This is a genomic window from Clostridium sp., from assembly GCF_050717635.1.
GTDB lineage: Bacteria > Bacillota > Clostridia > Clostridiales > Clostridiaceae > Clostridium_AD.
On record NZ_JBOITO010000037.1, the window covers coordinates 37,978 to 64,428 of the forward strand.

A 26,451-nucleotide genomic window follows, 5' to 3' on the forward strand; every position below is an offset into this window, starting at 1 on the left:
TTCCTCCTAGTAATTATACTTTGACTAAATACTTTTTCATAATTCTAACAGCTTTATCTGGATAATCTTCACACAATAAACCCATAGCAGATAATATATAAGTTTTATCGATAAAATACATTGCATCACGTGGCTTTAAATACACTGGATTCTCTGCACTAAAGGCACCTGCTTCTAAAATTTCTTTTGGATTATCGCTATGTACTAATACGCCACCTGTACCTATGACATATTTAACTTCCATAAGGTCTTTTCCTGTTTGAGTATACATAGCTCCCATAGGAGTATATGCACTTTCAATAGTACCCACATGTCGTTCCATAGATATTTCCGTGGCTACTTTTGCCATAGCCTCATCAAAATGAATCTCTTCCAAAGTTTCTGGAATCATCATTACATGTTCTATTCTATATTTGCAATTTTCATCTATGTCAATTTTTCTTTCTGTGTCGCCTAAATATTTTCTCATTTTCCTGCTACCAGCTGCTTCTCTTAATGAAACTGCAGAATATCTCATACCAAGATCACCTTCAACTGTTCTTTTAGCAAAAGGTTCTTCAAGGCCGCGTACATTGACGCCGGACTTAGTAGGTTCACCAGCTGCAATTGAATGTACATCTGTGGTAGCTCCACCAATGTCAATAATTATCAAATCACCTAGTCCGCTTTCTTCATCACTACCAATGCTTAGATATCTTGCAGCCTTTAGAACTGCTGCAGGTGTTGGCATTAAAACACCTTTTACAAATTTCTCTGCATTTCCTAGACCCTTGGCTTCTACTATTCTATCCATAAAGACTTTTCTGATTTCTTCCCTTGCTGGTTCTACATTTACTTCATTTAGCTTAGGCATTACATTTTCAGTAATACTGAAATACATTTTAGCATCAGTGAATATTTCTCTTATCTCATCAGTTGCTACTTTGTTCCCTGCTACTACTATTGGTAATTTAACCTCATTTTGGGCTAACATTTTTGCATTATGCACTATGCATTCCTTGTTACCACCATTAGTTCCACCTGCAAGTAATATAATGTCTAAATCGGAATTTTTAATTTCCTGAATTTCAGTAAGTGTTAATTCATAGCTATATACCTTTAACACTCTAGCACCAGCTCCAAGTGCCGCTCTTTTGGCAGCCTCTGCAGTTAAATCTGGCACTAGGCCAATAGCTATCATTTTAAGACCTCCTGCAGCCGATGAGCATGCCAATTTGTTAATAAAATTAACATTTTTGTCTTTTAAAATTTGTTTAATTTTTGAATAGGCCTTTTCAACACCTATCATTATGTCATCCTCAATTGTAGTTATATCTTTAGCAGTAGCAATTATTTCTTCTTTTTCTATATCTACTGCAGTTAACTTTGTATATGTACTACCAAAATCTATAAGTAAATATGCATCCACCTATATCACTCCCAACTATTTTATAATAATCCTAATGCTTCTTTTAAATCATGTATTGTTGTTTCAAGTGTAGTACCTGGTGGATATACTCTGTCAAATCCCATTGCGCTGAATTTATTATAAACTTCTTCCCAATTTTGTTTTCCTACTACTATATTTCCACCAACAAGTAGCAATATACCTTTTAATCCTGCTTCGTCACATTTATCTCTCATGCCTCTGCAATCAATTTCTCCATGTCCGTATAACGAAGATACTATTATTGCATCTGCATTAGTTTCCACAGCTGCATTTATAAAATCTTCTTGTGGAGAAAGAACTCCTATGTTTATAACGTTGAAACCAGCTTCCGTTAAAGCATAATCTAAAATCTTATTACCAACAGCATGACAATCTGATCCTATTACTCCTAGAATTAAAGTCTTTTTTTCCATTTTTAAAAAGCCTCCTAAATGTTTTTTTGGTAAATGATTTTGGCGAATTATTTTTTGAACTTTATTTCAATAATCTTTGATTTAAGGGCTTTTACTGAGCCATCATCTAGACTATATAAAAATTTAACCATTTCTTTATTACTAGAATTTAAACTTTTAACATCTTTATATCTACCTGGCGATACTATCATAACATCCGATCTTTGTATTAAATCTACAATCTCATTATGATCAATAGTATTGGAGTACTCTATTTGAATTTCGGATAATCCGGCCTTCTCTAATGCTCCTTTTATTTTTATCATAAATTCTTTAGATATGCACACAAATCCAAACTTTGTGTTATTACCATATCTAGCAATTTTAACTATCGGTTGCAAATCTGGAGTTATAGCAACTCCTAAAATTTCTTTATTAAGACCAATTGTTAAATTTGTAACCTCGTTAATGTGATTAAAAGTGGTTATTATAAACTCAGAGGATTCAATCTTTTCTTTCGTTTCTTCACTCATCTGTATTAAATCTGTAATGGTTAATGCCATTACGTTCATATTGCTATTAATACTAAGTTGCTTACTAAATACTCTAGCTTGTTCTATATTGCACTCTATATATATTGCTTCAATTTTTTCCATCATTTCTTTTTTTTCATTTACCCTTTGAGTTACTAAATCTAAGAATTCTTCTGGATTCATCCCAGTTTCAAAAGCTTGCTCTAGCCCTAAATCAACAAATTTCAATATCTTATTTTTTATGTCTTGATTTTCTAAGACATCAGTTTCTTCAACTACAAAAGTTCCCTTACCTTGGTAAGATTTAAGTGCCCCATCTTGTTCCAAATCATTATATGCTGCACTTACAGTATTTCTACTTACTTTTAACCTTTGAGACAATTCTCGTTCTGTAGGCATTTTTGTTCCAACGCTTAGAACTCCTTTTTTTATTTCATTTCTAATCTGTTTTCTAACTTGAATATAAAGCGGAACTCCACTTTTTTTATCTAATTCGATATTAATAGAAACCACCTCTAAGCAAATTGGATTAATGGACTAATCCATCTATATACATAATACCATATGGTCCAATACACATCAATATCCCTTGTGGAGTGTTTGTTACTGTTTCTAGCGTTTTAAGTGAGTTACGCTTCATTATCTAGCTTATTCTTATGTATAATGCTATTACGACCTATTATGATAAGGTTTTCATTTTTTTATGAAAAGTTATGTTATAGGTTTTCACTTTATGGTTATAATTTTAAATAAATAGTATTAGAATAATATATAAATGCAAAGGAGGCCCTTATGGCAAATAAAAATTTCTCTGTTATTATATATATTTTAAGTTCTATTTTGGTGTTAACCCTTTCATTATTTATTTATAGAATCATTACAAATAACACTAATTTAAAGGCAAATGGTGAATTAACTTCATCAAAATATAATGTGAAGAAAGTCTATAATGATTACAATGTTAAACCTTCAAAAATAGCAACTTACCAAAACGCTAATAATGACCACTATAGTGTGGGCCTTAGCAGTGCAGATGTAATTCTTGAGTTTCTAAGTGACTCTTATGGAATTACTTATAAAGCTATATTTAATGAGAATGCAGCCAAAAATATAAGTTCCAGAGTTACCCTAGACGAATATTCTAATTCGCATCTTCCGAAATTCAATTTTTCAAAAGATGCTTTAATCCCACCCGCTAGTAATAGCAATGCAACTTCAATCTTTATAACTTTTAATGAAGATGCTTCCTCAAATTTTTTATATGAAAATGGACAATACTACCATTATAGGGGACTTCAAATGGATAATGATAATAATACCCCTATAAAGCTTACTAATGTTATAGTGCAATTTATTAATGGCAACATTACTAATGATGAAACACTAACACTCTCTGATAATTACGGTGACGGACTACTTTTTTGTGGTGGAACGGTGGCGAAAGTTAAATGGTCTAGTCAAAAATTTTCTGAAACAAGTCTTAAGACTGAAACCGGTGGTGAAGTTTTGCTGAATCCCGGTGCAACATGGTGGATTTTTGTTAATAAAGACCGCTCTGTGGCCTATGATTAATAACGCGCTACAAATTGGCACTGTATACAAAGTCCAATTAAAAAGAAAACACATATTATTTATATAATATGTGTTTTTACTATAGATATTATTCAACTATTTACTCAGTAGTACTATTAATATAAAATTCCCCTACAGATTTACTTATGGATTCTGCTATTTTTTCTTGATATATATCAGACTTTAATTTTTGTTCTTCTTCGTAATTTGATAAAAATCCACATTCCACCAGTACACTTGCCATACTATCATTTTCTCTTAATATCTTATAAGCATTTTTGGCAGGTTTTTGCACTCTCTTATTACTACAATCTAAATCCTCCCTCAAGTTCTTTTGAATTATACTGGCAAGTATTACACTGTCCTTATACTCCGAATACCATACTTGTGCGCCATAATATTTACTCTGTGTAAAATAATTTAGATGAACACTAATAAACATATCACAATTACTGGACTGCTTTAAGTTACACCTGTTCATTAAGTCTTCAATGTATTTACCTCTTATTGTTCCATTATTTAAATAAAGTCCTGCGTCATCCTCTCTTGTCATAATTACCTCATAACCGGATTTTTGTAAGTAAACTTTAAGTTTTGTTGCTATACTTAAATTTATGTTCTTTTCTACAGTACCATTTTTAGAGCTTGTTCCACCATCCATCCCTCCGTGACCAGCATCAATAAGTATTCTTTTAATACCTATTTGTAATCTTCTGTTAGTATTCATAGCTGATTTTGAAAGACTTATATTTACACCTATAAAGCTTGCCATCGCTAAAATAATTACTACCACAATAGCTGTTAATTTATTATTTCTATATTTCAATCTACCCACCCTTTTATTTATTGCTCTCCTTAATTTTATTCAAGTCACACATAAATTATTATTATTTATATTCAGACTGGAGTTTAAATCCACGTTTCGAGGTACAATAAAAACACCAACTAAAAAGTTAGTTGGTGTTTTTATTTATATATTTAATTTTTTTATTTGTATAATACTACTTCAGCTATATTGGTTGAATGGTCTCCTATTCTCTCAAAATTACTAATGAGGTCTAGAAACATAGTCCCAACCGTAGCACCACAAACATGATTATTTAATCTTCTTATATGGGATGCCCTTAGCTCTTTTTCTAAGCTATCAATCCTCTTTTCTATTGCAACCATAGATTCTGCTTTTTTAATATCATTATGCTCAAAACTCTCAATACTAAATTCTAACGCATTCACTACATATTTAAACATTCCATCTAGCTCATCTAAAGCCTCTTTAGAGAACTCTAAATTCTTTTGAAGTTTTTCACTAGTCATATCTGCTATATTTTCAGCATGGTCTCCTATGCGTTCTATATCATTTACAACATTAAACATAGAGGTTACTATTATAGTCTGCTTCTCTGATAATTGAGTCGTGGAGAGTTTTACCAAATATGAAGTAATTTCGTCTTCAAGTAAATTTATTAATTTTTCATTTTCATAAACAGTTTTTAACTTCTTTTCATCATTATTTACAAAACACATCATAGCAAGCTTTACATTATCTTTTGCTAAATTAGCCATTCTAACAACTTCTTTTGTAGTTTGACCAACTGCAATAACTGGTGTTTCTAATAATCTGTCATCTATATACTGAACACCTATTGTATGTATTTCATCTTCTCCAGGTATTATCTTATTAACAAGTAAGACAAAATATCTTATAAATGGAACCATAATTATTGTATTTGCTATGTTAAATATAGTATGAGCATTTGCTATTTGTCTTTTCACCTCTGAAGCTCCACCTGGAGATATAGATTGTACAAGTTGTATTAAAGGATTTATTAATGGTATAAAAATTATTGTTCCAAATATATTAAAGAATATATGTATTAGTGCTGCTTTTTTAGCAGTTCTAGAGGTTCCTATACTTGATAATAAAGCTGTTATACATGTACCTATATTATTACCAAATAAAATTGGCACCGCTACTCCTAGTGGAAGTGCTCCTGTAGATGATAATGCTACCAAAATACCTGTGGATGCTGACGAACTTTGGATTACTGCTGTCATCAAGGCACCTGTTAATATTCCAAAAATAACATTGCCTTCTAATTTCATAATCAAAGTTGCAAAAGCTGCGGACTCCGCTAGAGGAGCCATAGTATTCTTCATAAGTTCCATGCCTAGAAATAAAATACCAAAACCTAGTATAATATTACCTATTTCTCTAGATCTCTTACCTTTTGAAAACAGTATTGTTAAAGATCCTATCCCTAAAAACACTGGTATTACAGCATCAAGCCTAAATGCAATTAACTGCGCAGTTACAGTAGTTCCAATATTAGCTCCCATAATAACCGCTGCTGCTTGATAAAGGTTCATAAGTCCTGCATTAACAAAACCCACTACCATTACCGTGGTTGCACTACTACTTTGGATAACTGTTGTTATTATAGCACCTGTAGCTACTCCTTTTACTGGATTAGAAGTTATTTTCTCAAATATCTTTTTAAGTTTTTCACCCGAAGCATTCTCTAATCCATCGCCCATAAGTTTCATTCCATATAGAAATAACCCTAATCCCCCAAAAAGACCTATGACCATATTTATAACATACATATAATCCCTCCACATTTATAACTATTTTTACCTCTTTCAAATATCTTATCAATACATATACATAATACTATAAATTTAAAGTCTATGTTAAGTAATTAATATCATATTTAACATAGACTTTATTATTCTTAACACAAACATAACATTGGGACCCTTTACTTTTTGACTTTATTATTATTAGGAACTTGTGTTCTGATTTTATGAAATTATACAAATGAAAAAAGGAATATACAACTTTTGCAAGTGTATATTCCTTCCTATGTACAAGACTATTATCTCTTTGAAAATTGAGATGCTTTTCTTGCTTTTTTAAGACCATATTTCTTTCTTTCTTTCATTCTTGGATCTCTTGTTAAAAATCCTGCTTTTTTAAGTTCTGGTCTTAGTGTTTCATCAGCTTTAAGAAGTGATCTAGAAATTCCGTGTCTTATTGCTCCGGCTTGACCTGTATATCCACCACCGTGTACATTTACTAAAATATCAAATTTATCTTTAGTTCCTGTAAGTACTAGTGGTTGATTAACTATAAGCATTAAAGTTTCTAATCCGAAATAGTTTTCTATGTTTCTTTTATTTATAACTATTTTACCTTCGCCAGGTATAAGTCTAACTCTAGCAACTGATTTCTTTCTTCTTCCTGTTCCTATATATTGAACCTTTGCCATTATATTTCCTCCCCTCTAAATTGATTAGTATTTAAGAACTAGTGTTTGTGGATTTTGTGCCTGGTTTTTATGTTCTGGTCCTCTGTATACTGTCATTTTTTTAATTGTTTGACGGCCTAATGGTCCCTTTGGAAGCATTCTTCTTACTGCTTCTTCAAATATAAACTCTGGTTTTTTAACCATTGCTATTCTATATGGAACTTCTTTTAATCCACCTGGATAAAAAGAGTGATGTCTTAACATCTTTTGGTCTAATTTCTTACCAGTTAAAACGATCTTTTCAGCATTTAATACAATGACAAAGTCACCTGTATCAACACTTGGTGTAAATGTTGGTTTATGCTTTCCTCTTAAAATTGAAGCTATTTGACTAGCTGCTCTTCCTAAAACTAATCCTTCTACGTCTACAACGAACCAATTTCTTTCTACTTCTAACGGTTTTGCTAAGTATGATTTCATTATTTTCCCTCCCTGAACTTTTAACAATTGAATTTCTATGCTAAAGATCCGGGGCTAGTGGATCTTATTACACGATAACATATACAAACATTAATAAGTATAATACATTCTACCGGGTGTGTCAATGCTTTTACAAAGGATACTTCTGGTTTTTATGTTTTTTTTAATAAAAAACTTCTTCCAAGCACAATCCACAGGCTGGTGCTGATTTTCCAGCCCTTTCTCGTTGCTTAGATTCAATAATACCTTGAATTTCATTAGGTTTAATTTTTCCTTCGCCAACTCTAATTAGCGCCCCTACTATTATTCTAGCCATATTGTATAAAAAACCATCAGCGGCAATATATATTTCTATTAAATCCCCATTTTTTATAATATCTAGCCTTGTAATAGTTCTAACAGAAGTTTTTACAGAACTACCTAGATTTTTGAATGCCGAAAAATCATGGGTACCCATAAAATATTTTGTGGCGCCACTCATAGCCACTACATCTAATACATTTTTATGATGATATATATAATTACGCCCTACTGCAACAGACTCACGCCTATTAAGTATAGAATAACTATAGATTTTTCCTGTAGAGTTATATCTTGAGTGAAATTCAAGCGGAACCTCAAAACAATGTAAAATCACAATATCTAGCGGAAGTTTACTATTAATAGCTCCTGTAAACTTTTCCACAGATATAATGCTATCGGTATAAAAATTACCTGTATAGCCTCTTGCATGAACTCCTGCATCCGTTCTACTAGAACCTGTGATTTTAGTTTCTTCACCTGTAATTTTCTCAATAGCCCTCTCTACTTTTTCTTGAATAGTTATGGCATTATTTTGTCTCTGCCATCCCGAGTAATTCGTTCCGTCATATTCTATTATAAGTTTTATATTTCTCAAGAATTCACATCCTTTTGTATTTATAGAAAACATAATATTATGTTCTACTAACAATAGTAATAACAAATAGAAATGTGAACGCAAAACTTGCAATATAATCTTTTCTTGTTATCTTTAACTCTTTCATTCTAGTTCTTCCTTCTCCACCTTTATAACATCTTGATTCCATAGCCATTGCAAGTTCATCTGCACGTCTAAAAGAACTTATAAATAAAGGCACTAAAATAGGTATTAGACTTTTAGCTCTACTTATTAAATTACCAGACTCAAAATCAGCACCTCTTGCCATTTGTGCTTTCATGATTTTATCAGTCTCATCCATAAGAGTAGGAATGAATCTCAGTGCAATAGTCATCATCATTGCTAGTTCATGAGCTGGGACACCTATTCTCTTAAACGGATTTAAAAGTCTTTCTATGCCATCAGTTAGTTCTATAGGAGACGTTGTGAGAGTTAGAATTGATGTTCCTATAATTAAAAATACCAATCTGATTATCATAAAGGCTGCAATTATTAAACCTTCTTTATATATGGTTATAAATTTCCATTTAAAGAGTACCTCATTCCCACTAGTCATAAAAATGTTCAATACTGCTGTAATCAGTAGCAATATAAAAATAGGCTTTAGCCCCTTGTATATATACTTAGGTGACAACTTAGATATATATATTGTTGACAAAATAAATATAAATATAAATAAATAGCCTAGAAAATTATTCACTAAAAATAGGTTAACAATAAATAAAAGAGATATTAGTATCTTGAATCTTGGGTCTAATTTATGTACAAAAGACTCTCCTGGCATATATTGACCTATTGTAATATCTTTAATCATACAAATTCCTCCAATGTATTATAAAACACATATACTACTGCTATATATGATGTCTTACTTAGATAGAAAATTTATACTAGTCCGCTCTTAATACTCTAAGCAATTCATGCTTAGCTTTTTCTACGGTAAATGTATCCTCCGACACATTAAATCCTTTGCTTCGTAGTTCTCTAATTAGATAAGTTACTTGCGGAACCGCAAGTCCAACCCTCTCCAATGTTTCTATTTCCTTAAATATCTTCTCAGGTGTTCCATCTAGAATACAGGTCCCTTCATCCATTACTATAATTCTATTTGCAACTTTTGCAACATCTTCCATACTATGCGATACTAAAATTATAGTCATATCCTGCTGTTTATATAACTCAACAATTTTATTTAATATATCGTCTCTTCCCTTTGGATCAAGTCCTGCCGTTGGCTCGTCAAGAATTAAAATCTTTGGCTGCATAGCCACTACACCTGCAATTGCAACTCTCCGTTTTTGGCCACCACTTATTTCAAAAGGTGATTTATCTTTATATTCTTCGTAGTCAAGTCCAACGGTTTTCATTGCTCTTTGAACTCTCTTGTCTATCTCATCATTATTCAGACCTAAATTATGCGGTCCAAAAGCAATGTCTTTTTCAATAGTTTCTTCAAAAAGTTGATATTCAGGATATTGAAATACCAGGCCAACTTTTTTTCTTATGTCTGTAAGTTTTGCTTTTTTCATTGTGATATCTAGTTCATCTATTATTATAGTACCCGAAGTCGGTTTTAAAAGCCCATTTATATGTTGTATTAGTGTGGATTTGCCTGAGCCTGTATGCCCAATTAGTGCCACAAACTCTCCCTGTTTTATTTCTACAGAAATATTATCTATAGCTTTTTTCTCAAAAGGAGTTTTTGGCATATAAATATGCGTTAAATTTTCTATTTTAATTGACATAATGCATTCACCATCTCATTTATAGTTAATATATCTGTTCCTATATTAATACCACTTTGCTTAAGTTCATAAGCAAGTTCAGTTACCTGTGGAACGTCTAAACCTATTTTTTTCATAAGGCTCACATTTTCAAATATTTCTCTAGGTTTTCCATTCATTACTATTTTTCCATTATTCATAACTACAATTCTATCAGCTTCCACTGCTTCTTCCATATTATGAGTTATTAGAATTATTGTTATTCCATATCTTTTGTTTATTTCTTTTATAGTACGAATAACTTCTTTCCTTCCAAATGGGTCAAGCATTGCAGTAGGTTCATCAAATACAATACATTTCGGCCTCATAGCAAGAATACCAGCAATAGCTACTCTTTGTTTTTGACCACCTGAAAGTAAATGTGGAGCATGCTTTTTATATTCATACATTCCAACATTTTTTAATGATTCATCAACTCTAATTCTTATTTCTTTAGGATCTAACCCTAAATTTTCTGGACCAAATGCTACATCTTCTTCTACAATGGTTGCAACAATTTGATTGTCCGGATTTTGAAATACCATTCCAGCTACATTCCTAATATCCCATAGATTACCCTCTAATGAAGTCTTAAGTCCATCTACATAGACTTCACCTTCAGTAGGTATTAACAGTGCGTTTATATGTTTAGCAAAGGTTGATTTTCCTGAGCCATTATGACCGAGTACTACTAAAAATTCGCCCTTAGTAACCTCTAAATCTAATCCGTCTATAGCAACTTTAGACTTCTCACCTTCACTTTGAGGGTATTTATAAACAAGTTTATTACATATAACCATTTTCTCACCCACAAGCGTCACTCCCTATATCATTTGGATCTCTAAAGAAAATGGGGATTAAGTTTGTTACAACTTAATCCCCCTTTGCTCAAACTATACTAATTCTATTATAGCGAGTTCTGCTGCATCGCCTCTTCTTGGTCCTACTTTCATTATCCTAGTATAACCGCCGTTTCTCTCAGCATATTTTGGTGCAATATTATCAAATAAATCTTTAACTACGCTCTCTTCTGTTATGAATGAAAGTGCTTGTCTTCTAGCATGAAGATCTCCTCTTTTTCCAAGAGTTATCATTCTTTCTGCAAATTTTCTAGTTTCTTTTGCCCTAGTGACTGTAGTTTCAATTCTACCATATTTCAACAAATTAGTTGAAAGACTTCTGAACATTGCAATTCTTTGATCAGTGGATCGTCCTAACTTACGATACATTGCCATGTGTTTACCTCCTTACTCTTCACTTAGCTTTAAATTCAAGCTCAGTGCTTGAAGTTTTTGTTCAACTTCTTCAAGTGATTTTTTACCTAAGTTTCTGACCTTCATCATATCGTCCATTGATCTTTCTGTTAATTCTTGAACTGTATTAATTCCAGCTCTTTTCAAGCAATTATAGCTTCTAACAGAGAGATCTAATTCTTCAATAGTCATTTCAAGTACTTTTTCTTTCTTATCTTCTTCTTTTTCAACCATTATTTCAACGTTGTCAGCATGATCTGTTAGCGTCATAAATAGCTTAAAGTGTTCAATAAGAATTTTAGCTGATAACCCAATAGCTTCATCTGGTCTAATTGTTCCATTGGTCCAAATTTCAATAGTTAATTTATCATAGTCAGTAATCTGGCCTACTCTAGTATTTTCTACAGAAAAATTCACTCTTTTAACAGGAGTATAAATTGAGTCTACTGGTATTGTAGCAATTGGTAAATCATCTGTTTTATTTTTAGTATGAGAAACATATCCTCTTCCTCTATTAACAGTTAGTTCCATATATAGTTTAGCACCTTCGTCTAATGTTGCTATATGTAAATCCCCATTAACCACTTCCAAATCTCCATCAGATTTAATATCTGCTCCAGTAACTACTCCTGGTCCCTTAGCATCAATATATATTGTTCTAGGACCTTCTCCAACCATTTTTAATGCTAAACTTTTGATGTTTAAGATTAACTCTGTAACATCTTCTTTCACACCTTTAACAGTAGAGAATTCGTGAAGTACTGTGTCAATTTTTACTGAATTTGTAGCAACTCCTGGCAATGAAGAAAGAAGAATCCTTCTTAATGCATTACCTAAAGTTATACCATAACCTCTTTCTAATGGTTCAATTACGAATTTACCGTAAGAACTATCTTCAGCAGTTTCTACACATTCTATTTTTGGCTTTTCTATTTCTAACATAATAAACCCTCCTTTTTTTTTATTGGCAACCTATTATGAGGGCAACTGATTCTATTTTATGACTACTTACTGTATAACTCGATGATTAACGTCTCATTAACAGGAACATCTATATCTTCTCTATTTGGTTGTGCTAAAACTTTTCCTTCAAACTTCTCTGCATCAGCTGATAACCAGTTTGGTAATGTTTTAGGATTTTCAGCGAATACTTTGAATTTCTCAGTAGCTCTGCTCTTTACACATGGTGATATTACTTCATTTGCTGTTAAGCTGTATGAAGGAATATCTACTTTTTTACCATTTACAGTAAAATGTCCGTGAGTTACTAGTTGCCTAGCCTCTTGTCTTGAATTTCCGTAACCTAATCTATAAACTACGTTATCAAGTCTTACTTCTAGAAGTCTTAATAGGTTTTCACCTGTAATTCCTCTTAACTTGTCAGCTTTATCATAGTATTTTCTGAATTGACTTTCAAGTATTCCATATATTCTCTTAGCTTTTTGTTTTTCTCTTAATTGTAATCCATAGTTAGACATTTTTTTCTTGCTCTGTCCGTGTTGTCCTGGTGCATAACCTCTTCTTGCAAATGCACACTTATCTGTAAAGCATCTATCACCCTTAAGGTTCAGCTTCATACCTTCTCTTCTACAGAGTCTACAAGTAGCTCCAGTATATCTTGCCATTCAATTACACCTCCTGTTTTCTTAACTGTACTATACTCTTCTTCTTTTTGGTGGTCTACATCCGTTATGTGGAATTGGAGTAACGTCTTTGATTAATGTGATTTCTAATCCAGCCGCTTGAAGTGATCTAATAGCAGCTTCTCTACCAGCTCCAGGTCCTTTAACGAATACGTCAACACTCTTTAATCCATGTTCCATTGCAGCTTTAGTAGCAGCTTCTGCAGCCATTTGAGCAGCAAATGGAGTGCTTTTTCTTGATCCTCTAAAACCTAATCCACCTGCACTAGACCAAGATAAAGCATTACCAGCTACATCTGTAAGTGTAACGATGGAATTATTGAAAGTAGACTTTATGTGTGCACAACCGTGCTCAACATTTTTTCTTTCTTTTTTTCTTCTACTTCTTTTAACTTTTTGAGCCATTTTATTCCCTCCTTACTATTTCTTCCTACCCGCCATTGTTTTTTTAGGGCCTTTTCTTGTTCTTGCATTAGTTTTAGTTTTTTGTCCTCTTACTGGAAGACCTTTTCTATGCCTAATTCCTCTGTAACATCCAATTTCCATTAATCTTTTTATTTCTAATGCAACTTTTCTTCTTAAGTCACCTTCGATTATAAAATTCTTATTGATATAAGTTCTTAACTCATTAACTTCTTCCTCTGTTAAGTCCTTAACTCTAGTATTAGGATTTACTCCTGTTTCCTTAATAATTCCTTGTGACTTTGATAATCCTATACCAAATATATATGTTAATCCTATTTCTATTCTCTTTTCTCTTGGTAGGTCAATACCTGCTATTCTTGCCATATGCTGTTTACACCTCCTAGGTACTTTGTTATTCCATTTATATTACTACTTATTAAACCATTTGTAAATAAAACCTATTAACCCTGTTTTTGTTTATGCTTAGGATTTTCACAGATAACCATTACTCTTCCTTTTCTTTTAATGACCTTGCATTTTTCACACATAGGTTTAACTGATGGTCTTACCTTCATAGCAAACCCTCCTCATTACTTATCTCTCCAAGTTATTCTCCCACGAGTTAAATCGTATGGAGAAAGTTCTACTGTAACTTTATCACCTGGTAGTATTCGTATAAAATTCATTCTTAGCTTACCCGATATATGAGCTAATATTTTATGCCCACTTTCAAGTTCAACTTGAAATATTGCATTTGGCAAAGTTTCTACAACTACGCCTTGCATTTCTATTATATCATCTTTTGACATAAGGTAATCAAACCTCCTTAACAATATCTACTGACTTTAAAAATATTTTAATTTTAGAATTAGTAACCTGCTTTTTAGATAGGATCATAACTCTAATTTCTTCAGCTATTGTTTCAGTAAAATTAAGATGTTTAACCTTTTTCTTTTTAGGCTTTTCAATCTTTCTTAACTGTCCATCAGAAATATACACATATTCACTGTTTAATATACCTACCACAATAAAATTTCTATGCATATCCCTTCCTGCTTTAGAATTCACTACCTTACCTAAAAGGCTATTTTGTTCCAAATCTTTCACCTCAATTAGTTCAAAGTTAGTATTTCAGGACCTTCTTTTATAATAGCAACAGTGTTTTCATAATGTGCAGATAAACTGCCATCTCTTGTTACCACTGTCCATCTATTAGGTTCTACCTTCACATGATGCTTTCCCATGTTTATCATAGGTTCAATTGCAAGTACCATACCATGAACTAACTTAGGGCCTTTACTTGGAGTCCCATAATTAGGTACCTCTGGATCCTCATGCATTGACGTTCCAATTCCATGACCTACATAATCCCTAACTACAGAGTATCCATGCTCCTGCGCATAACATTGAATTGCAGAAGATATATCTGATAATCTATTACCGATTACAGCTTTTTCAATGCCTTTAAAGAAACTATTTTTAGTAACCTCAATGAGCCTTGCAGCTTCATCAGATACTTTCCCTACTGGAAAAGTTCTAGCAGCATCCCCGTGATAGCCATTTAATACGGCCCCACAATCTATGCTAATTATGTCTCCTTCAAGTAAAATCCGGTTAGTTGGAATTCCATGAACCACTTCGTTATTAACAGATGTACATATTGAAGCCGGAAATCCACAATATCCCTTAAAAGATGGTTTAGCACCTTGTTTTATTATGAACTCTTCAGCTAGTTTATCTAAATCTTCCGTGGTTATTCCAGGTTTTATTACCTGTTCAATTAATGCAAGCACTCCAGAAACCACTTTACCTGCATCTCTCATATATTGAATTTCCATATCACTTTTTATGTTTATCACTTGTTTACCTCTCCTAAGATACCACAGATGCTTTTAAATACACTGTTAATTGCTTTCGTTCCATCAACTACTGATAATAAGTTTTCGTCACCATAATACTTTATTAGCGGCTCAGTTTGAGCATCATAAATGTCTAACCGCTCGCTAACTGTATCTTCGCTGTCATCGGCTCTTTGTACAAGAGCTGATCCACATAAATTACACTTTCCATCAACTTGTGGTGGATTGAATTTAATATGATAGCTAGCACCACAGGTAAGACAAACTCTTCTACCAGTCATCCTATTTAGAATAAATTCTCTAGGAACCTTTATTAAAAGTGCCGTATCAAGTGAATGACCTTTTTCTTCTAATAGTGTTTCTAAAACTTCAGCCTGCTTAACAGTCCTAGGATAGCCATCTAGTAAAAATCCATTCTTGCAATCTTCATTATTTAATCTATCCACAATTATATCTATAGTAAGTCCATCAGGGACTAAGTGCCCCTTATCAATATGTTTCTTAGCTTCGATTCCAAGCGGAGTTTTTTCAGAAATATTCTTTCTAAATATATCTCCAGTTGATACATGCGGTATGGAAAATTTATTACTTATAGATTTTGCTTGCGTTCCTTTTCCGGCTCCTGGAGGACCTAATAAGATTATTCTCATAGTATCATCTCCTGGTAAAAGTTTATCTTAGGAACCCTTTGTAGTGACGCATTACTAATTGTGATTCAAGTTGTCTCAACGTCTCAATGGCAACATTTACCAGTATCAGTAACATTGTACCTCCAAAGTATATTCCTTTAAAATGAGTAGTTCCCTCAACAATAATAGGGAAGATTGCTATAAGACCCGCAAAAGCTCCTCCAAGTATTGATACTTTAGTCAATACCCTATCGATATAATTTGCTGTATTCTCTCCCGGTCTTATTCCTGGTATAAAACCTGATGATTTATGCATATTTTCAGCCATTTCATCTGGTTTAAATGTTACCTGAGTATAAAACCATGTAAAGAATACTATTAATACAAAGTACACCGTTGCATATTTCCAGCTGTTTCTTTCAAAAATACTCCATGGACTATTTTGAATAAAGTTTGCAAATCCAGATGCAGGTTTAATTTGTGCTATTGTTTCTGGGAAAGTCATTACTGACATTGCAAAAATTATACCGATAACTCCAGATGCTGTCACACCAATTGGTATATGAGTTGATTGTCCTTTAAATACTTTATTTCCAACTGATTTCCCAGCATATTGAACAGGAATTCTTCTTTCGCCTAAACTTGCTATTACTACTGCTACTAATAAAGCTACTAATACTGCAATAAACATTATAACCTCTACAAAATTTACTTCTCCTGCCTTCTGAAGTCCAGAAATTTTATACATTATACCAGGTAATCCAGAGATAATATTAATAAATATTATTAATGAAACACCGTTACCGATACCATGACCTGTGATTTGTTCACCTATCCACACCAAAAATGTTGATGCAGTTGTCATCGTTAGTACCACTAAAAATATGGTTAAACTAGTTGTATTTGGAAATGCTCCAGTACTTGAGATAATTGCATACATACCAAATGCTTGAAGCGCCCCAAGGACTATGGAACCATATCTAGTAAAATCTTGTATCCTCTTGCGTCCTTCAACACCCTCTTTAGAAAGTTGCTCTAAGTATGGGATTGCTATAACAAGTAATTGCATTATAATTGATGCATTTATGTAAGGACCAACGCCCATAGCAAAAATACTAAACTTACCAAAGGCACCACCTGAAAGCATATCATAAAAACTAAATAATGTGCCTCCACCACTGACTAAGCCAGAAAGCTTACTCGGATCTACACCAGGAACAGGAATAAAAATACCCATTCTAATAATTACAACCATAAGCAGTGTGAATATCATACGTTTTCTTAGATCTGGAACATTCCAGGCATTACGTAGGGTTGATAACATTTATATCACCTCAACTTTTCCTCCAGCTGCTTCAATTTTTTCAGCTGCTGCTTTAGAGAATTTTGATGCACTAACAGTTAAACTTTTTTCTAAATTACCATTACCAAGTATTTTAACTCCGTTATAAAGCTTTCTTATAACTCTTCTCTCTATTAGCAATTCTGGTGTAATTTCAGTACCATTTTCGAAGATATTAAGTCTATCCACATTTATACAAGCATATTCTTTTGCAAAAATATTTGTGAATCCTCTTTTAGGTAATCTTCTGTATAAAGGCATCTGACCTCCTTCAAATCCTGGTCTTGTTCCTCCACCCGATCTAGAGTTTTGTCCGTCTTGACCTCTTCCTGCAGTTTTTCCCCAGCCTGAACCAGTACCTCTACCAATTCTCTTAGGAGATTTTTTTGAACCTTGTGCAGGTCTTAACTCATGAAGTTTCATCTAAACACCTCCTCTTCTATACTTCTTCTACTTTTAGTAGATAAATAGCTTTATTAATCATACCTCTGATCTGAGGAGTTTCCTCGTGCTCAACACTTTTTCCTATTATTCTTAATCCTAAAGAATTAACCGTAGCAATATGTGATTTTTTTCTACCTATTAAACTCTTTATTAAAGTTATTTTAACTCTAGCCAAGGTTTTCCCCTCCTATCTTAATATTTCTTCTACAGTCTTGCCTCTTAATTTAGCAACTTGTTCTAGTGTTCTTAATCTTGCTAAACCATCAATAGTAGCATTAACCACATTTCTTGGATTACTAGAACCTAAAGACTTAGCTCTAACATCCTTTAATCCTGATAATTCTAGAACTGCTCTAACTGGTCCACCAGCTAATACTCCTGTACCTTCTACACCAGGCATTATGTGTATAACTGAAGTACCAAACTTACCATCAATAGTATGAGGAATAGTTGATCCAACCATAGCTACTGTTACTAAATTCTTTTTAGCATCTTCTATTCCTTTTCTGATTGCTTCAGGAATTTCTACAGATTTACCCATTCCAACGCCAACGTGTCCGTTTTCATCTCCAACAACAACTAATGCGCTAAATCTGAAGTTTCTTCCACCTTTAACAACCTTAGCTACTCTGTTTATGTTAACTACTTTTTCTTTAAGGTCTAATGTGTTAGGATCTATTTTCATGTGTTTTCCTCCTTTTCTTAGAATTTCAGTCCAGCGTCTCTTGCTCCTTCAGCGAGGTTTTGTACTCTACCGTGGTATACATATCCGCCTCTATCAAATACTACTTCTTCTATCCCTTTTTCAAGTGATCTTTCAGCAATCATTTTTCCTACTAACTTAGCTGCTTCTTTATTGCCACCTAATTTTGGTTCGAAAGCTTTATCTATACTTGAAGCAGAAACTAATGTGATTCGTGCTACATCATCTATTATTTGAGCATATATATTCTTATCACTTCTATATACAGCGAGTCTTGGTCTTTGTGCTGTACCAGAAATCTTATTACGAACTCTAAGATGACGTTTAACTCTTGATTTTTGTCTATCGTCTTTCTTGAACAAATCATTCACTCCTTCCGACTTTATTTACCTGTTTTACCTTCCTTACGTCTTATAATTTCATCAGAATATTTAATTCCTTTTCCTTTGTAAGGTTCTGGTTTTCTCCAAGCTCTTATTTCTGCTGAAACAGCTCCAACTAATTGTTTATCAATACCTTTTACTATTATTTTGTTAGCATCTGGTATTTCAAATTGGATTCCTGCAACTGCATCTATTTCAACTGGATGTGAATATCCAAGACTTAATGTTATTTTAGATCCCTTTAACTGAGCTCTGTAACCAACACCAACTAACTCAAGAGTTTTTTGGTATCCTTCTGTTACGCCAATAACCATATTGTTTATTAATGATCTTGTAAGTCCATGAAGAGCTCTATGTTCTTTTACATCGCTTGGTCTTGATACTACCAAAGTGTTATCTTCTATAGCTATGATCATTTTAGGGCTCATGTTCTGAGTTAACTCACCTTTTGGACCCTTTACAGTTACAACATTTGCTTCTGAAACTGCAACAGTTACTCCATTAGGTATAACTACTGGAAGCCTTCCGATTCTTGACATACTTACACCTCCTGTGTTCTTTTTAGATACGTAACAATCATTAATTGCTATGTTTCTTATATTCCTTTTAAGTACTATCCAATTATTAATTGTTTAGTCTATATTTTTCTTTAACTATCAAATTTGTTATGTATAAAAATCACTATACTACCAAATGTAGCAAATAACTTCTCCACCTAAACCTAATTTTCTAGCTTCTCTATCTGCAACGAGCCCTTTTGAAGTTGATATTATAGCAACTCCTAGACCGTTTAATACTTTTGGAATATCTTCATTTTTAGAGTATACTCTTAAACCTGGTTTAGATATTCTTTTAAGTCCTGTGATAACTCTTTCCTTGTTTTGACCATATTTCATTGCAAGTCTCATCATAGGAACGACACCATCATTATATTCTTCAATATTTTTAATGTATCCTTCTTGAAGCATTATATTTGCAATTTCCTTCTTTATAGTTGAAGAAGGTACTTCTACTATTTCATGTCTAACAACATTTGCGTTTCTTACGCGTGTTAGCAAATCTGCGATTGGGTCAGTCATAACCATTTTTCGTGCCTCCTTTCATTAGAATATTCTAATTACCAACTTGCTTTTCTGCAACCTGGAATTTCTCCCTTGTGTGCAAGTTCTCTAAAGCAGATACGGCATATACCAAATTTCTGTAATACAGAATGTGGTCTTCCACATAGTCTGCATCTAGTATAAGCTCTAGTTGTGAATTTAGGTTCTTTTTTCCATTTTTCTATTAATGCCTTACGTGCCATATGTTTACCTCCTTATTATTGAGCAAATGGCATTCCAAGGAATCTTAATAGCTCTCTTGCTTCCTCGTCTGTCTTTGCAGTGGTAACGAATATTATATCCATTCCTCTTATTTTATCAATTTTATCATATTCTATTTCAGGGAATATAAGTTGTTCTTTAACACCTATAGCATAATTTCCTCTACCATCAAATGCTTTAGAAGAAGCTCCTCTAAAATCTCTAACTCTAGGTAATGCAACGTTCATTAATTTATCAGCAAATTCGAACATTTGAGTTTTTCTTAATGTAACTTTACAACCTATTGGCATATTTTCTCTTAGTTTGAAGTTAGCTATAGATTTTTTTGCTCTTGTCATAATTGGTTTTTGACCTGCTATAATTTGCATGTCACTGATAGCTGAATCTAATACTTTAGTATTATCTTTAGCTTCTCCAACTCCCATATTTAAGACAATCTTTTCAAGCTTAGGTACTTCCATTATATTTTTATAACCGAATTTTTCCATTAATGCTTGAACTACTTCATTTTTATATTTTTCTTGTAGTCTTGAACTCATATGTTAAACCTCCTTTCAGGACTTAAAATGTTTCTGCACACTTCTTGCAAACTCTAACTTTAGTTCCATCTTCTAAAATTTTACTGTTTATTCTTGTTACATTTTTGCATTTTGTGCAATATAACATAACTTTAGAACTATTTATAGCTGCTTCTCTGTGAGTTATTCCACCCTGCATGTTTTGTTTACTTGGTTTTTGATGTTTTGTAACTACACTAACATCTTTCACTAATACTTTTCCAGTTTTAGGGTATACAGCTAAGACTTCGCTTATTTTACCTTTATCTTTACCTGATATAACCATTACTGTATCCTTTTTTCTTATGTGTACTTTTTTAACTGCCATATTAGACACCTCCTATCTTATAGAACTTCAGGCGCTAGTGATAATATCTTACTAAAGTCTTTATCTCTTAACTCCCTAGCAACAGGTCCGAATATACGAGTTCCTTTTGGGTTTTTGTCATCTTTAATAATAACAGCTGCATTATCATCAAATTTAACATATGTTCCATCAGCTCGTCTTAAGCCTTTAGCAGTTCTAACTATAACTGCTTTAACTACTTCGCCTTTTTTAACAACTCCACCTGGTGTTGCACTTTTAACACTGGCAACTATAGTATCACTTATATTTCCCCATTTTCTATGGGAACCACCTAATACTCTAATACACATGATTTCTTTAGCGCCAGAATTATCTGCAACCTTTAATCTTGATTGCTGTTGTATCATATCAAATACCCTCCTTTCAATCGTTAAAACGAAATACTATTTAGCCTTTTCAACTATTCCAGTAATTCTCCATCTTTTATCTTTAGATAATGGTCTTGTTTCCATAATTGAAACTTTATCATTAACTTTAGCTTCATTATTCTCATCATGAGCCTTAAGTTTAGTTGTTGTATTTATTATTTTTCCGTATAATGGATGACGAACTTTTCTTTCAATTGCTACAACTATTGTCTTATCCATTTTATCAGAAACTACTTTACCTATTCTTGTCTTTCTGTTGTTTCTTTCCACAAGGGTAACCTCCTTTCAGTTTTACTGTTCAAAAGCCCTAATTTCTTCTTGTCTAAGGATGGTCTTAATTTGGGCTATAGATTTTTTTACTTGTTTTATTCTCATAGGGTTCTCTAACTGGCCTGTAGCTAACTGAAATCTAAGATTAAATAATTCTGTCTTTAAATCAGACATTTTTACTTGCAAATCTTGAGGATTACTTTCTCTTAATTCTTTTAAATCATTAGCCTTCATTGACTTCACCGCCTATTTCCTCAAAATCTTTTCTAGTTACAAACTTAGTTTTAATTGGAAGTTTGTGTGAAGCAAGTCTCATTGCTTCTCTAGCTGCTTCTTCTGTTACTCCAGCAATTTCAAATAAGACTCTACCTGGTTTAACAACTGCTACCCAATATTCTACTGATCCTTTACCTGAACCCATACGAGTTTCAGCCGGCTTTTCAGTTACTGGCTTATCAGGGAAGATTTTTATCCAAACCTTTCCTCCTCTTTTAACATATCTATTGATAGCAACTCTGGCAGATTCTATTTGATTACTTTTAACCCAACCACATTCCATAGCTTGTAATGCATAATCTCCGTATGCAATAAAGTTTCCTCTTGTAGCTTTTCCTTTCATCCTACCACGTTGAACCTTACGATGTTTAGATCTCTTAGGCATTAACATGTCTTATTCCTCCTTCCTTACACTTCTACGCGGTTACCTCTTCCTTAACTATTTTCTTTGTAGGAAGAACTTCTCCTCTATATACCCAAACTTTTACGCCTATTTTACCATATACTGTGTTTGCTTCTGCAAATCCATAGTCTATATCAGCTCTCAATGTTTGTAGTGGAATTGTTCCCTCATGATAGTGTTCTGTTCTAGCTATTTCAGCGCCGCCAAGTCTTCCTGCACAAGCAGTTTTAACTCCTTTTACGCCACTTCTCATAGCTCTTTGTATTGTTTGTTTCATAGCTCTTCTAAAAGAAATTCTTTTTTCTAATTGGGAAGCAATATTTTCTGACATTAGTTGAGCGTTATTCTCAGCTTGTTTTACTTCCACTATGTTAATTAAAACATTTTTATCTATTACAAGTTTTTTCATATCTTGCTTTATAACTTCTATTCCAGAACCGCCTCTACCAATAACCATTCCTGGTTTAGCAGTGTGTATATTAATTTTGACTCTCTTAGCAGCTCTTTCAATTTCAATTTTAGAAATTCCAGCTGTATAAAGCTTACTTTTTAAGAATTCTCTAATCTTAAAATCTTCAACAAGATTATCTGCAAAGTTCTTTTTATCAGCATACCATTTAGAATCCCAATCTTTTATAACACCAACCCTAAAGCCGTGTGGATGTATTTTTTGTCCCACGCTATATCCCTCCTTCTTATACTCTTTCTGTAACCATTATAGTTATATGACTAGATCTTTTTTTAATTCTATAAGCTCTTCCTTGTGCACGTGGTCTAAATCTTTTAAGAGTTGGACCTTGACATGCATAAGCCTTAACAACGTATAATCTAGTAACATCTAAGTTTAAATTATTTTCTGCATTTGCTACAGCTGATTTAAGTACTTTAGTCACTACTTCAGCTGCATTTTTTGGAGTGTATTGTAATATAGCAAAAGCTTCATTTACATTTTTTCCTCTTATTAAATCAAGAACAATCCCGATTTTCATTGAGGACGTTCTCACATATTTAGCTATAGCTTTAGCCTCCATGATTGTTTCCTCCTTCCGACACTATCTTACTTTACTTGTTTTTTCTTTATTAATGTGTCCTTTAAATGTTCTAGTTAATGCGAATTCGCCTAATTTATGTCCTACCATATCTTCTAAAACATAAACTGGTACGTGTTTTCTTCCATCATGTACTGCGATAGTATGACCTATCATTTGCGGAAAAATAGTAGAACTTCTTGACCAAGTCTTTATTACTTTTTTCTCGCCAACTTTATTCATCTCATTAATTCTGTTTAACAGAACTTCTTGTACATAAGGTCCTTTTTTTACTGATCTACTCACTTTTGTGGCCTCCCTTCATACAACATAATGATAGTTCAAAGATAATCTAGATTAACTCCAAACTATTTCCTATTTTTACCCTTGACAATATATTTGTCAGAATATTTATTAGTTTTTCTAGTCTTATATCCAAGTGCTGGTTTGCCCCAAGGAGTCATTGGACTAGCGTGACCTATAGGTGATTTACCTTCTCCACCACCGTGTGGGTGATCGTTAGGGTTCATTACAGACCCTCTTACTGTTGGTCTGAAACCTAAATGTCTCTTTTTACCTGCATTACCTATGTTAACAATATCATGTGTTACATTAGATACTGTTCCTATAGTAGCTCTACATTTAATTCTAATATATCTTACTTCTCCACTTGGAAGTTTTACTTGCGCATAGTCTCCATCTTTAGCCATAAGCTGTGCTGAAGAACCTGCTGACCTTACAAGTTGAGCTCCTTTTCCAACCTGTAGCTCTACGTTATGAATTGTAGAACCAATTGGTATATTCAGTATTGGAAGAGTATTACCATTTTTTATGTCTGAATCAGGTCCAGATACAATTACATCTCCAACTTTTAAGCCAACTGGAGCAATTATATATCTTTTTTCACCATCAGCATATACAACAAGAGCTATGTAAGCAGATCTATTTGGATCATACTCAATTGTGGAAACTTTTGCTGGAATATCATCTTTATTTCTTTTAAAATCTATTAGTCTGTAAGCTTGTTTTGCTCCACCACCACGGTGACGAACAGTTATCTTACCTTGGTTGTTTCTACCGCCTGACCTCTTAGTACTTACAAGAAGTGATTTTAGTGGCTTATCTGTAGTTATTTCTTTAAAATCAGACATAGTCATATTTCTTCTTGATGGTGTGGTCGGTCTAAATTTTCTAATAGCCATTAGATTTCCCTCCTTCTTTCTCGCTTATCTGGCTTCAGCCAATACCTGCTTAATAATTAAATTCCATCAAAAAACTCAATTGTCTTACTTTCTGTTGTTAAAGTAACAATAGCTTTTTTGAAGTCAGCTCTTTTTCCAATGTGAACTCCAACTCTTTTAGTTTTACCTATATTTCTTAGTGTTCTTACATTTTCAACGTTAACTCCAAATACTTCTTCTACAGCTTTTTTAACTTGAGTTTTATTTGCATGAATATCAACTATAAAGGTGTATTTTTTTTCAGCCATTACAGCCATACTTTTTTCTGTAATTACAGGTTTCCTTATAATATCATGGCTAGTTAACTTCATTATATATACACCTCCTCAATTTTAGATACAGCATCCTTTGTAATAATGAATTTTTCATACTTAAGTATGTCATAAACATTTAAGTTATTAACCGGCGTTACTCGAACTCCTGGTATGTTTCTTCCTGATTTATAGATATTTTCATCTGATTTTTCAACAACTATTAAAGTTTTCTTAGCGTCAAAAGCGTTTAAAAGCTCTATCATTGCTTTAGTTTTTGGTGAATCAAATTCTAAATTATCTATAATTATCATTTCATTTTCTGCTACTTTACATGATAAAGCTGACTTAAAAGCAACTCTTCTCATACTTTTAGGTACTGACATACGGTAATCTCTTGGCTTTGGAGCAAATACTATACCACCATGTATCCATTGTGGTGCTCTAATGGAACCTTGTCTTGCTCTACCAGTTCCTTTTTGTCTCCAAGGCTTAATTCCACCGCCTCGAACTTCAGCTCTAGTTTTAGCTGATTGAGTTCCTTGTCTCTTATTTGCAAGTTGTGCTACTACAACTTGGTGCATAGCATCTGTATTAATTTCAACTCCAAATATGTTTTCATTAAGTTGAATATCTCCAACTTTCTGTGCCTCTTTATTAAATAAATCTAATGTAAGCATTCTGCATCCTCCTTTCTTTTAAAGTTAAGCTTTAACAGCGTTTCTTATTACAACTGTGCCTTTGTTAGGTCCCGGTATACCACCTTTAACTAAAATAATGTTCTTTTCAGGCATTACTCTAACTATTTCAAGGTTTATTACTGTTCTTCTAACATTACCCATGTGACCTGGCATATGTTTGTTTTTGAATGTTTTTGATGGATCGGAAGATGCTCCCATTGATCCAGGGGCTCTATGGAATTTAGATCCGTGACTCATTGGTCCAACAGCTGCATTCCATCTCTTAATTACACCTTGGAAGCCTTTTCCTTTAGAAATTCCTGATACGTCAATTTTATCTCCAGCAACAAATATATCTGCTTTAAATTCTTGACCTACTTCATAAGCACTTATATCATCTAATCTAAATTCTTTTACAAATCTTCTTAAAGATGTTCCTGCTTTAGCAAATTGTCCTTGCATTGGTTTGTTAACTAATTTTTCTCTTATCTCACCAAAACCAACTTTAATTGCATTGTAACCATCATTTTCAATAGTTTTCTTTTGAATAACAACACATGGACCTGCTTCAACAACCGTTACTGGAACAACTCTTCTATTCTCATCAAATATTTGAGTCATACCAAGCTTCTTACCCATTATTGCTTTTTTCATGAAAATACACCTCCTACTTATTAGCGGACCACATAAT

The 26,451-nt window shown here is 33.0% G+C and carries 43 protein-coding genes; 1 reads left to right on the forward strand and 42 read right to left on the reverse strand.

The annotated features are described in order from the left end of the window. Positions 1-13: 13 nt before the first annotated feature. The 3 genes from glmL to ACREWB_RS18220 are packed head-to-tail and all read right to left on the reverse strand — an operon-like array spanning position 14 to position 2,867. Positions 14-1,408 carry a methylaspartate mutase accessory protein GlmL gene (gene glmL, locus ACREWB_RS18210; RefSeq protein WP_431548894.1) on the reverse strand — a complete coding sequence of 465 codons (1,395 nt, stop codon included), beginning with the start codon at positions 1,406-1,408 and terminating at the stop codon, positions 14-16. Between the two features lie 20 nt (positions 1,409-1,428). Beyond that, the gene (gene glmS / locus ACREWB_RS18215; protein ID WP_431548895.1) at positions 1,429-1,842 is read right to left on the reverse strand and encodes a methylaspartate mutase subunit S; all 414 of its coding nucleotides are present in this window, start codon (positions 1,840-1,842) and stop codon (positions 1,429-1,431) included. A 47-nt stretch (positions 1,843-1,889) separates the two neighbouring features. Further along, on the reverse strand, positions 1,890-2,867 hold the full coding sequence (locus tag ACREWB_RS18220; protein ID WP_431548896.1) for a GntR family transcriptional regulator: 978 nt from the start codon (positions 2,865-2,867) through the stop codon (positions 1,890-1,892). A gap of 279 nt (positions 2,868-3,146) precedes the next feature. Here ACREWB_RS18220 and ACREWB_RS18225 point away from each other — a divergent pair, with 279 nt between their 5' ends. Further along, on the forward strand, positions 3,147-3,926 hold the full coding sequence (locus ACREWB_RS18225; protein ID WP_431548897.1) for a DUF3048 C-terminal domain-containing protein: 780 nt from the start codon (positions 3,147-3,149) through the stop codon (positions 3,924-3,926). Positions 3,927-4,026: 100 nt separating this feature from the next. Here the strand turns inward: ACREWB_RS18225 and cwlD are convergent, their stop codons facing one another. The 39 genes from cwlD to rplC all read right to left on the reverse strand — a co-directional run bounded on the left by cwlD (position 4,027) and on the right by rplC (position 26,414). Beyond that, positions 4,027-4,752 carry an N-acetylmuramoyl-L-alanine amidase CwlD gene (cwlD, locus tag ACREWB_RS18230; RefSeq protein WP_431548898.1) on the reverse strand — a complete coding sequence of 242 codons (726 nt, stop codon included), beginning with the start codon at positions 4,750-4,752 and terminating at the stop codon, positions 4,027-4,029. 161 nt (positions 4,753-4,913) lie between these two features. Further along, a complete protein-coding gene (locus tag ACREWB_RS18235) occupies positions 4,914-6,530 on the reverse strand; it encodes a Na/Pi cotransporter family protein (protein ID WP_431548899.1) in 1,617 nt (538 codons plus the stop codon). Between the two features lie 272 nt (positions 6,531-6,802). After that, positions 6,803-7,195 (reverse strand): 30S ribosomal protein S9, encoded by a 393-nt coding sequence (gene rpsI / locus ACREWB_RS18240; RefSeq protein ID WP_291641582.1) that lies wholly within the window; start codon positions 7,193-7,195, stop codon positions 6,803-6,805. Positions 7,196-7,219: 24 nt separating this feature from the next. Continuing rightward, positions 7,220-7,654: a 50S ribosomal protein L13 gene (gene rplM / locus ACREWB_RS18245; protein WP_431548900.1), complete on the reverse strand. Its 435-nt coding sequence runs from the start codon at positions 7,652-7,654 to the stop codon at positions 7,220-7,222. Positions 7,655-7,817: 163 nt separating this feature from the next. Beyond that, positions 7,818-8,552, reverse strand: coding sequence for a tRNA pseudouridine(38-40) synthase TruA (gene truA, locus ACREWB_RS18250; protein WP_431548901.1), 735 nt, complete (start codon positions 8,550-8,552; stop codon positions 7,818-7,820). Between the two features lie 37 nt (positions 8,553-8,589). Then, a complete protein-coding gene (locus ACREWB_RS18255; protein ID WP_431548902.1) occupies positions 8,590-9,387 on the reverse strand; it encodes an energy-coupling factor transporter transmembrane component T family protein in 798 nt (265 codons plus the stop codon). Between the two features lie 76 nt (positions 9,388-9,463). Further along, positions 9,464-10,318 carry an energy-coupling factor transporter ATPase gene (locus tag ACREWB_RS18260; protein ID WP_431548903.1) on the reverse strand — a complete coding sequence of 285 codons (855 nt, stop codon included), beginning with the start codon at positions 10,316-10,318 and terminating at the stop codon, positions 9,464-9,466. After that, positions 10,303-11,136 (reverse strand): energy-coupling factor transporter ATPase, encoded by an 834-nt coding sequence (locus ACREWB_RS18265; protein WP_431548954.1) that lies wholly within the window; start codon positions 11,134-11,136, stop codon positions 10,303-10,305. Before ACREWB_RS18265 ends, ACREWB_RS18260 begins: the two co-directional genes overlap by 16 nt. A 93-nt stretch (positions 11,137-11,229) precedes the next feature. Further along, positions 11,230-11,571, reverse strand: a complete 342-nt coding sequence (gene rplQ / locus ACREWB_RS18270) for a 50S ribosomal protein L17 (RefSeq protein ID WP_431548904.1) — start codon at positions 11,569-11,571, stop codon at positions 11,230-11,232. 12 nt (positions 11,572-11,583) lie between these two features. Then, positions 11,584-12,531, reverse strand: coding sequence for a DNA-directed RNA polymerase subunit alpha (locus ACREWB_RS18275; RefSeq protein ID WP_431548905.1), 948 nt, complete (start codon positions 12,529-12,531; stop codon positions 11,584-11,586). 62 nt (positions 12,532-12,593) lie between these two features. Continuing rightward, positions 12,594-13,214 (reverse strand): 30S ribosomal protein S4, encoded by a 621-nt coding sequence (rpsD, locus tag ACREWB_RS18280; protein ID WP_431548906.1) that lies wholly within the window; start codon positions 13,212-13,214, stop codon positions 12,594-12,596. Between the two features lie 30 nt (positions 13,215-13,244). Continuing rightward, a complete protein-coding gene (gene rpsK, locus ACREWB_RS18285) occupies positions 13,245-13,637 on the reverse strand; it encodes a 30S ribosomal protein S11 (protein WP_216149130.1) in 393 nt (130 codons plus the stop codon). A gap of 15 nt (positions 13,638-13,652) precedes the next feature. Beyond that, on the reverse strand, positions 13,653-14,021 hold the full coding sequence (gene rpsM / locus ACREWB_RS18290; RefSeq protein ID WP_431548907.1) for a 30S ribosomal protein S13: 369 nt from the start codon (positions 14,019-14,021) through the stop codon (positions 13,653-13,655). Positions 14,022-14,098: 77 nt separating this feature from the next. After that, positions 14,099-14,212 (reverse strand): 50S ribosomal protein L36, encoded by a 114-nt coding sequence (gene rpmJ, locus ACREWB_RS18295; RefSeq protein ID WP_021122033.1) that lies wholly within the window; start codon positions 14,210-14,212, stop codon positions 14,099-14,101. A 15-nt stretch (positions 14,213-14,227) separates the two neighbouring features. Then, positions 14,228-14,446, reverse strand: coding sequence for a translation initiation factor IF-1 (infA, locus tag ACREWB_RS18300; protein ID WP_071614608.1), 219 nt, complete (start codon positions 14,444-14,446; stop codon positions 14,228-14,230). A gap of 7 nt (positions 14,447-14,453) precedes the next feature. Then, positions 14,454-14,735: an RNA-binding protein gene (locus tag ACREWB_RS18305; RefSeq protein ID WP_431548908.1), complete on the reverse strand. Its 282-nt coding sequence runs from the start codon at positions 14,733-14,735 to the stop codon at positions 14,454-14,456. A gap of 14 nt (positions 14,736-14,749) precedes the next feature. After that, entirely contained in the window at positions 14,750-15,496 is a 747-nt protein-coding gene (gene map, locus ACREWB_RS18310) for a type I methionyl aminopeptidase (RefSeq protein ID WP_431548909.1), read from the reverse strand. Beyond that, positions 15,493-16,146: an adenylate kinase gene (locus ACREWB_RS18315; protein ID WP_431548910.1), complete on the reverse strand. Its 654-nt coding sequence runs from the start codon at positions 16,144-16,146 to the stop codon at positions 15,493-15,495. The genes map and ACREWB_RS18315 overlap by 4 nt, the downstream gene beginning before the upstream one ends. A 22-nt stretch (positions 16,147-16,168) precedes the next feature. Beyond that, positions 16,169-17,449 (reverse strand): preprotein translocase subunit SecY, encoded by a 1,281-nt coding sequence (secY, locus tag ACREWB_RS18320; protein WP_431548911.1) that lies wholly within the window; start codon positions 17,447-17,449, stop codon positions 16,169-16,171. After that, on the reverse strand, positions 17,450-17,890 hold the full coding sequence (gene rplO, locus ACREWB_RS18325; RefSeq protein ID WP_431548912.1) for a 50S ribosomal protein L15: 441 nt from the start codon (positions 17,888-17,890) through the stop codon (positions 17,450-17,452). It lies immediately after the preceding gene. A gap of 16 nt (positions 17,891-17,906) precedes the next feature. Continuing rightward, positions 17,907-18,086: a 50S ribosomal protein L30 gene (gene rpmD, locus ACREWB_RS18330; protein WP_431548913.1), complete on the reverse strand. Its 180-nt coding sequence runs from the start codon at positions 18,084-18,086 to the stop codon at positions 17,907-17,909. A 12-nt stretch (positions 18,087-18,098) separates the two neighbouring features. Next, complete coding sequence (gene rpsE / locus ACREWB_RS18335; protein ID WP_431548914.1) at positions 18,099-18,596, reverse strand: 30S ribosomal protein S5; 498 nt, start codon at positions 18,594-18,596, stop codon at positions 18,099-18,101. Positions 18,597-18,613: 17 nt separating this feature from the next. Then, positions 18,614-18,976, reverse strand: coding sequence for a 50S ribosomal protein L18 (gene rplR / locus ACREWB_RS18340; protein WP_431548915.1), 363 nt, complete (start codon positions 18,974-18,976; stop codon positions 18,614-18,616). A gap of 20 nt (positions 18,977-18,996) precedes the next feature. Further along, on the reverse strand, positions 18,997-19,536 hold the full coding sequence (rplF, locus tag ACREWB_RS18345; RefSeq protein WP_431548916.1) for a 50S ribosomal protein L6: 540 nt from the start codon (positions 19,534-19,536) through the stop codon (positions 18,997-18,999). 147 nt (positions 19,537-19,683) lie between these two features. Continuing rightward, complete coding sequence (rpsH, locus tag ACREWB_RS18350; protein ID WP_431548917.1) at positions 19,684-20,082, reverse strand: 30S ribosomal protein S8; 399 nt, start codon at positions 20,080-20,082, stop codon at positions 19,684-19,686. A 32-nt stretch (positions 20,083-20,114) separates the two neighbouring features. Beyond that, positions 20,115-20,300, reverse strand: coding sequence for a type Z 30S ribosomal protein S14 (locus tag ACREWB_RS18355; RefSeq protein WP_165414248.1), 186 nt, complete (start codon positions 20,298-20,300; stop codon positions 20,115-20,117). 15 nt (positions 20,301-20,315) lie between these two features. Then, on the reverse strand, positions 20,316-20,858 hold the full coding sequence (gene rplE / locus ACREWB_RS18360; protein WP_431548918.1) for a 50S ribosomal protein L5: 543 nt from the start codon (positions 20,856-20,858) through the stop codon (positions 20,316-20,318). Positions 20,859-20,880: 22 nt separating this feature from the next. After that, positions 20,881-21,204 carry a 50S ribosomal protein L24 gene (gene rplX, locus ACREWB_RS18365; RefSeq protein ID WP_431548919.1) on the reverse strand — a complete coding sequence of 108 codons (324 nt, stop codon included), beginning with the start codon at positions 21,202-21,204 and terminating at the stop codon, positions 20,881-20,883. A 17-nt stretch (positions 21,205-21,221) separates the two neighbouring features. Further along, positions 21,222-21,590: a 50S ribosomal protein L14 gene (gene rplN, locus ACREWB_RS18370; RefSeq protein ID WP_431548920.1), complete on the reverse strand. Its 369-nt coding sequence runs from the start codon at positions 21,588-21,590 to the stop codon at positions 21,222-21,224. A gap of 36 nt (positions 21,591-21,626) precedes the next feature. Further along, positions 21,627-21,881, reverse strand: coding sequence for a 30S ribosomal protein S17 (gene rpsQ, locus ACREWB_RS18375; RefSeq protein ID WP_431548921.1), 255 nt, complete (start codon positions 21,879-21,881; stop codon positions 21,627-21,629). A gap of 21 nt (positions 21,882-21,902) precedes the next feature. Further along, entirely contained in the window at positions 21,903-22,115 is a 213-nt protein-coding gene (gene rpmC, locus ACREWB_RS18380; RefSeq protein ID WP_431548922.1) for a 50S ribosomal protein L29, read from the reverse strand. Further along, positions 22,105-22,548 carry a 50S ribosomal protein L16 gene (rplP, locus tag ACREWB_RS18385; protein WP_431548923.1) on the reverse strand — a complete coding sequence of 148 codons (444 nt, stop codon included), beginning with the start codon at positions 22,546-22,548 and terminating at the stop codon, positions 22,105-22,107. Before rplP ends, rpmC begins: the two co-directional genes overlap by 11 nt. A 25-nt stretch (positions 22,549-22,573) precedes the next feature. After that, on the reverse strand, positions 22,574-23,239 hold the full coding sequence (rpsC, locus tag ACREWB_RS18390) for a 30S ribosomal protein S3 (protein ID WP_431548924.1): 666 nt from the start codon (positions 23,237-23,239) through the stop codon (positions 22,574-22,576). Between the two features lie 16 nt (positions 23,240-23,255). Next, complete coding sequence (rplV, locus tag ACREWB_RS18395) at positions 23,256-23,591, reverse strand: 50S ribosomal protein L22 (protein ID WP_431548925.1); 336 nt, start codon at positions 23,589-23,591, stop codon at positions 23,256-23,258. Positions 23,592-23,612: 21 nt separating this feature from the next. Beyond that, a complete protein-coding gene (gene rpsS / locus ACREWB_RS18400; RefSeq protein WP_431548926.1) occupies positions 23,613-23,894 on the reverse strand; it encodes a 30S ribosomal protein S19 in 282 nt (93 codons plus the stop codon). A 62-nt stretch (positions 23,895-23,956) separates the two neighbouring features. Further along, positions 23,957-24,790: a 50S ribosomal protein L2 gene (gene rplB / locus ACREWB_RS18405; protein WP_431548927.1), complete on the reverse strand. Its 834-nt coding sequence runs from the start codon at positions 24,788-24,790 to the stop codon at positions 23,957-23,959. A 56-nt stretch (positions 24,791-24,846) separates the two neighbouring features. Further along, positions 24,847-25,140, reverse strand: a complete 294-nt coding sequence (rplW, locus tag ACREWB_RS18410) for a 50S ribosomal protein L23 (RefSeq protein ID WP_431548928.1) — start codon at positions 25,138-25,140, stop codon at positions 24,847-24,849. Next, positions 25,140-25,760 (reverse strand): 50S ribosomal protein L4, encoded by a 621-nt coding sequence (gene rplD, locus ACREWB_RS18415; RefSeq protein WP_431548929.1) that lies wholly within the window; start codon positions 25,758-25,760, stop codon positions 25,140-25,142. Before rplD ends, rplW begins: the two co-directional genes overlap by 1 nt. Positions 25,761-25,784: 24 nt before the next feature. Next, on the reverse strand, positions 25,785-26,414 hold the full coding sequence (gene rplC, locus ACREWB_RS18420) for a 50S ribosomal protein L3 (protein ID WP_431548930.1): 630 nt from the start codon (positions 26,412-26,414) through the stop codon (positions 25,785-25,787). Positions 26,415-26,451 lie beyond the last annotated feature (37 nt).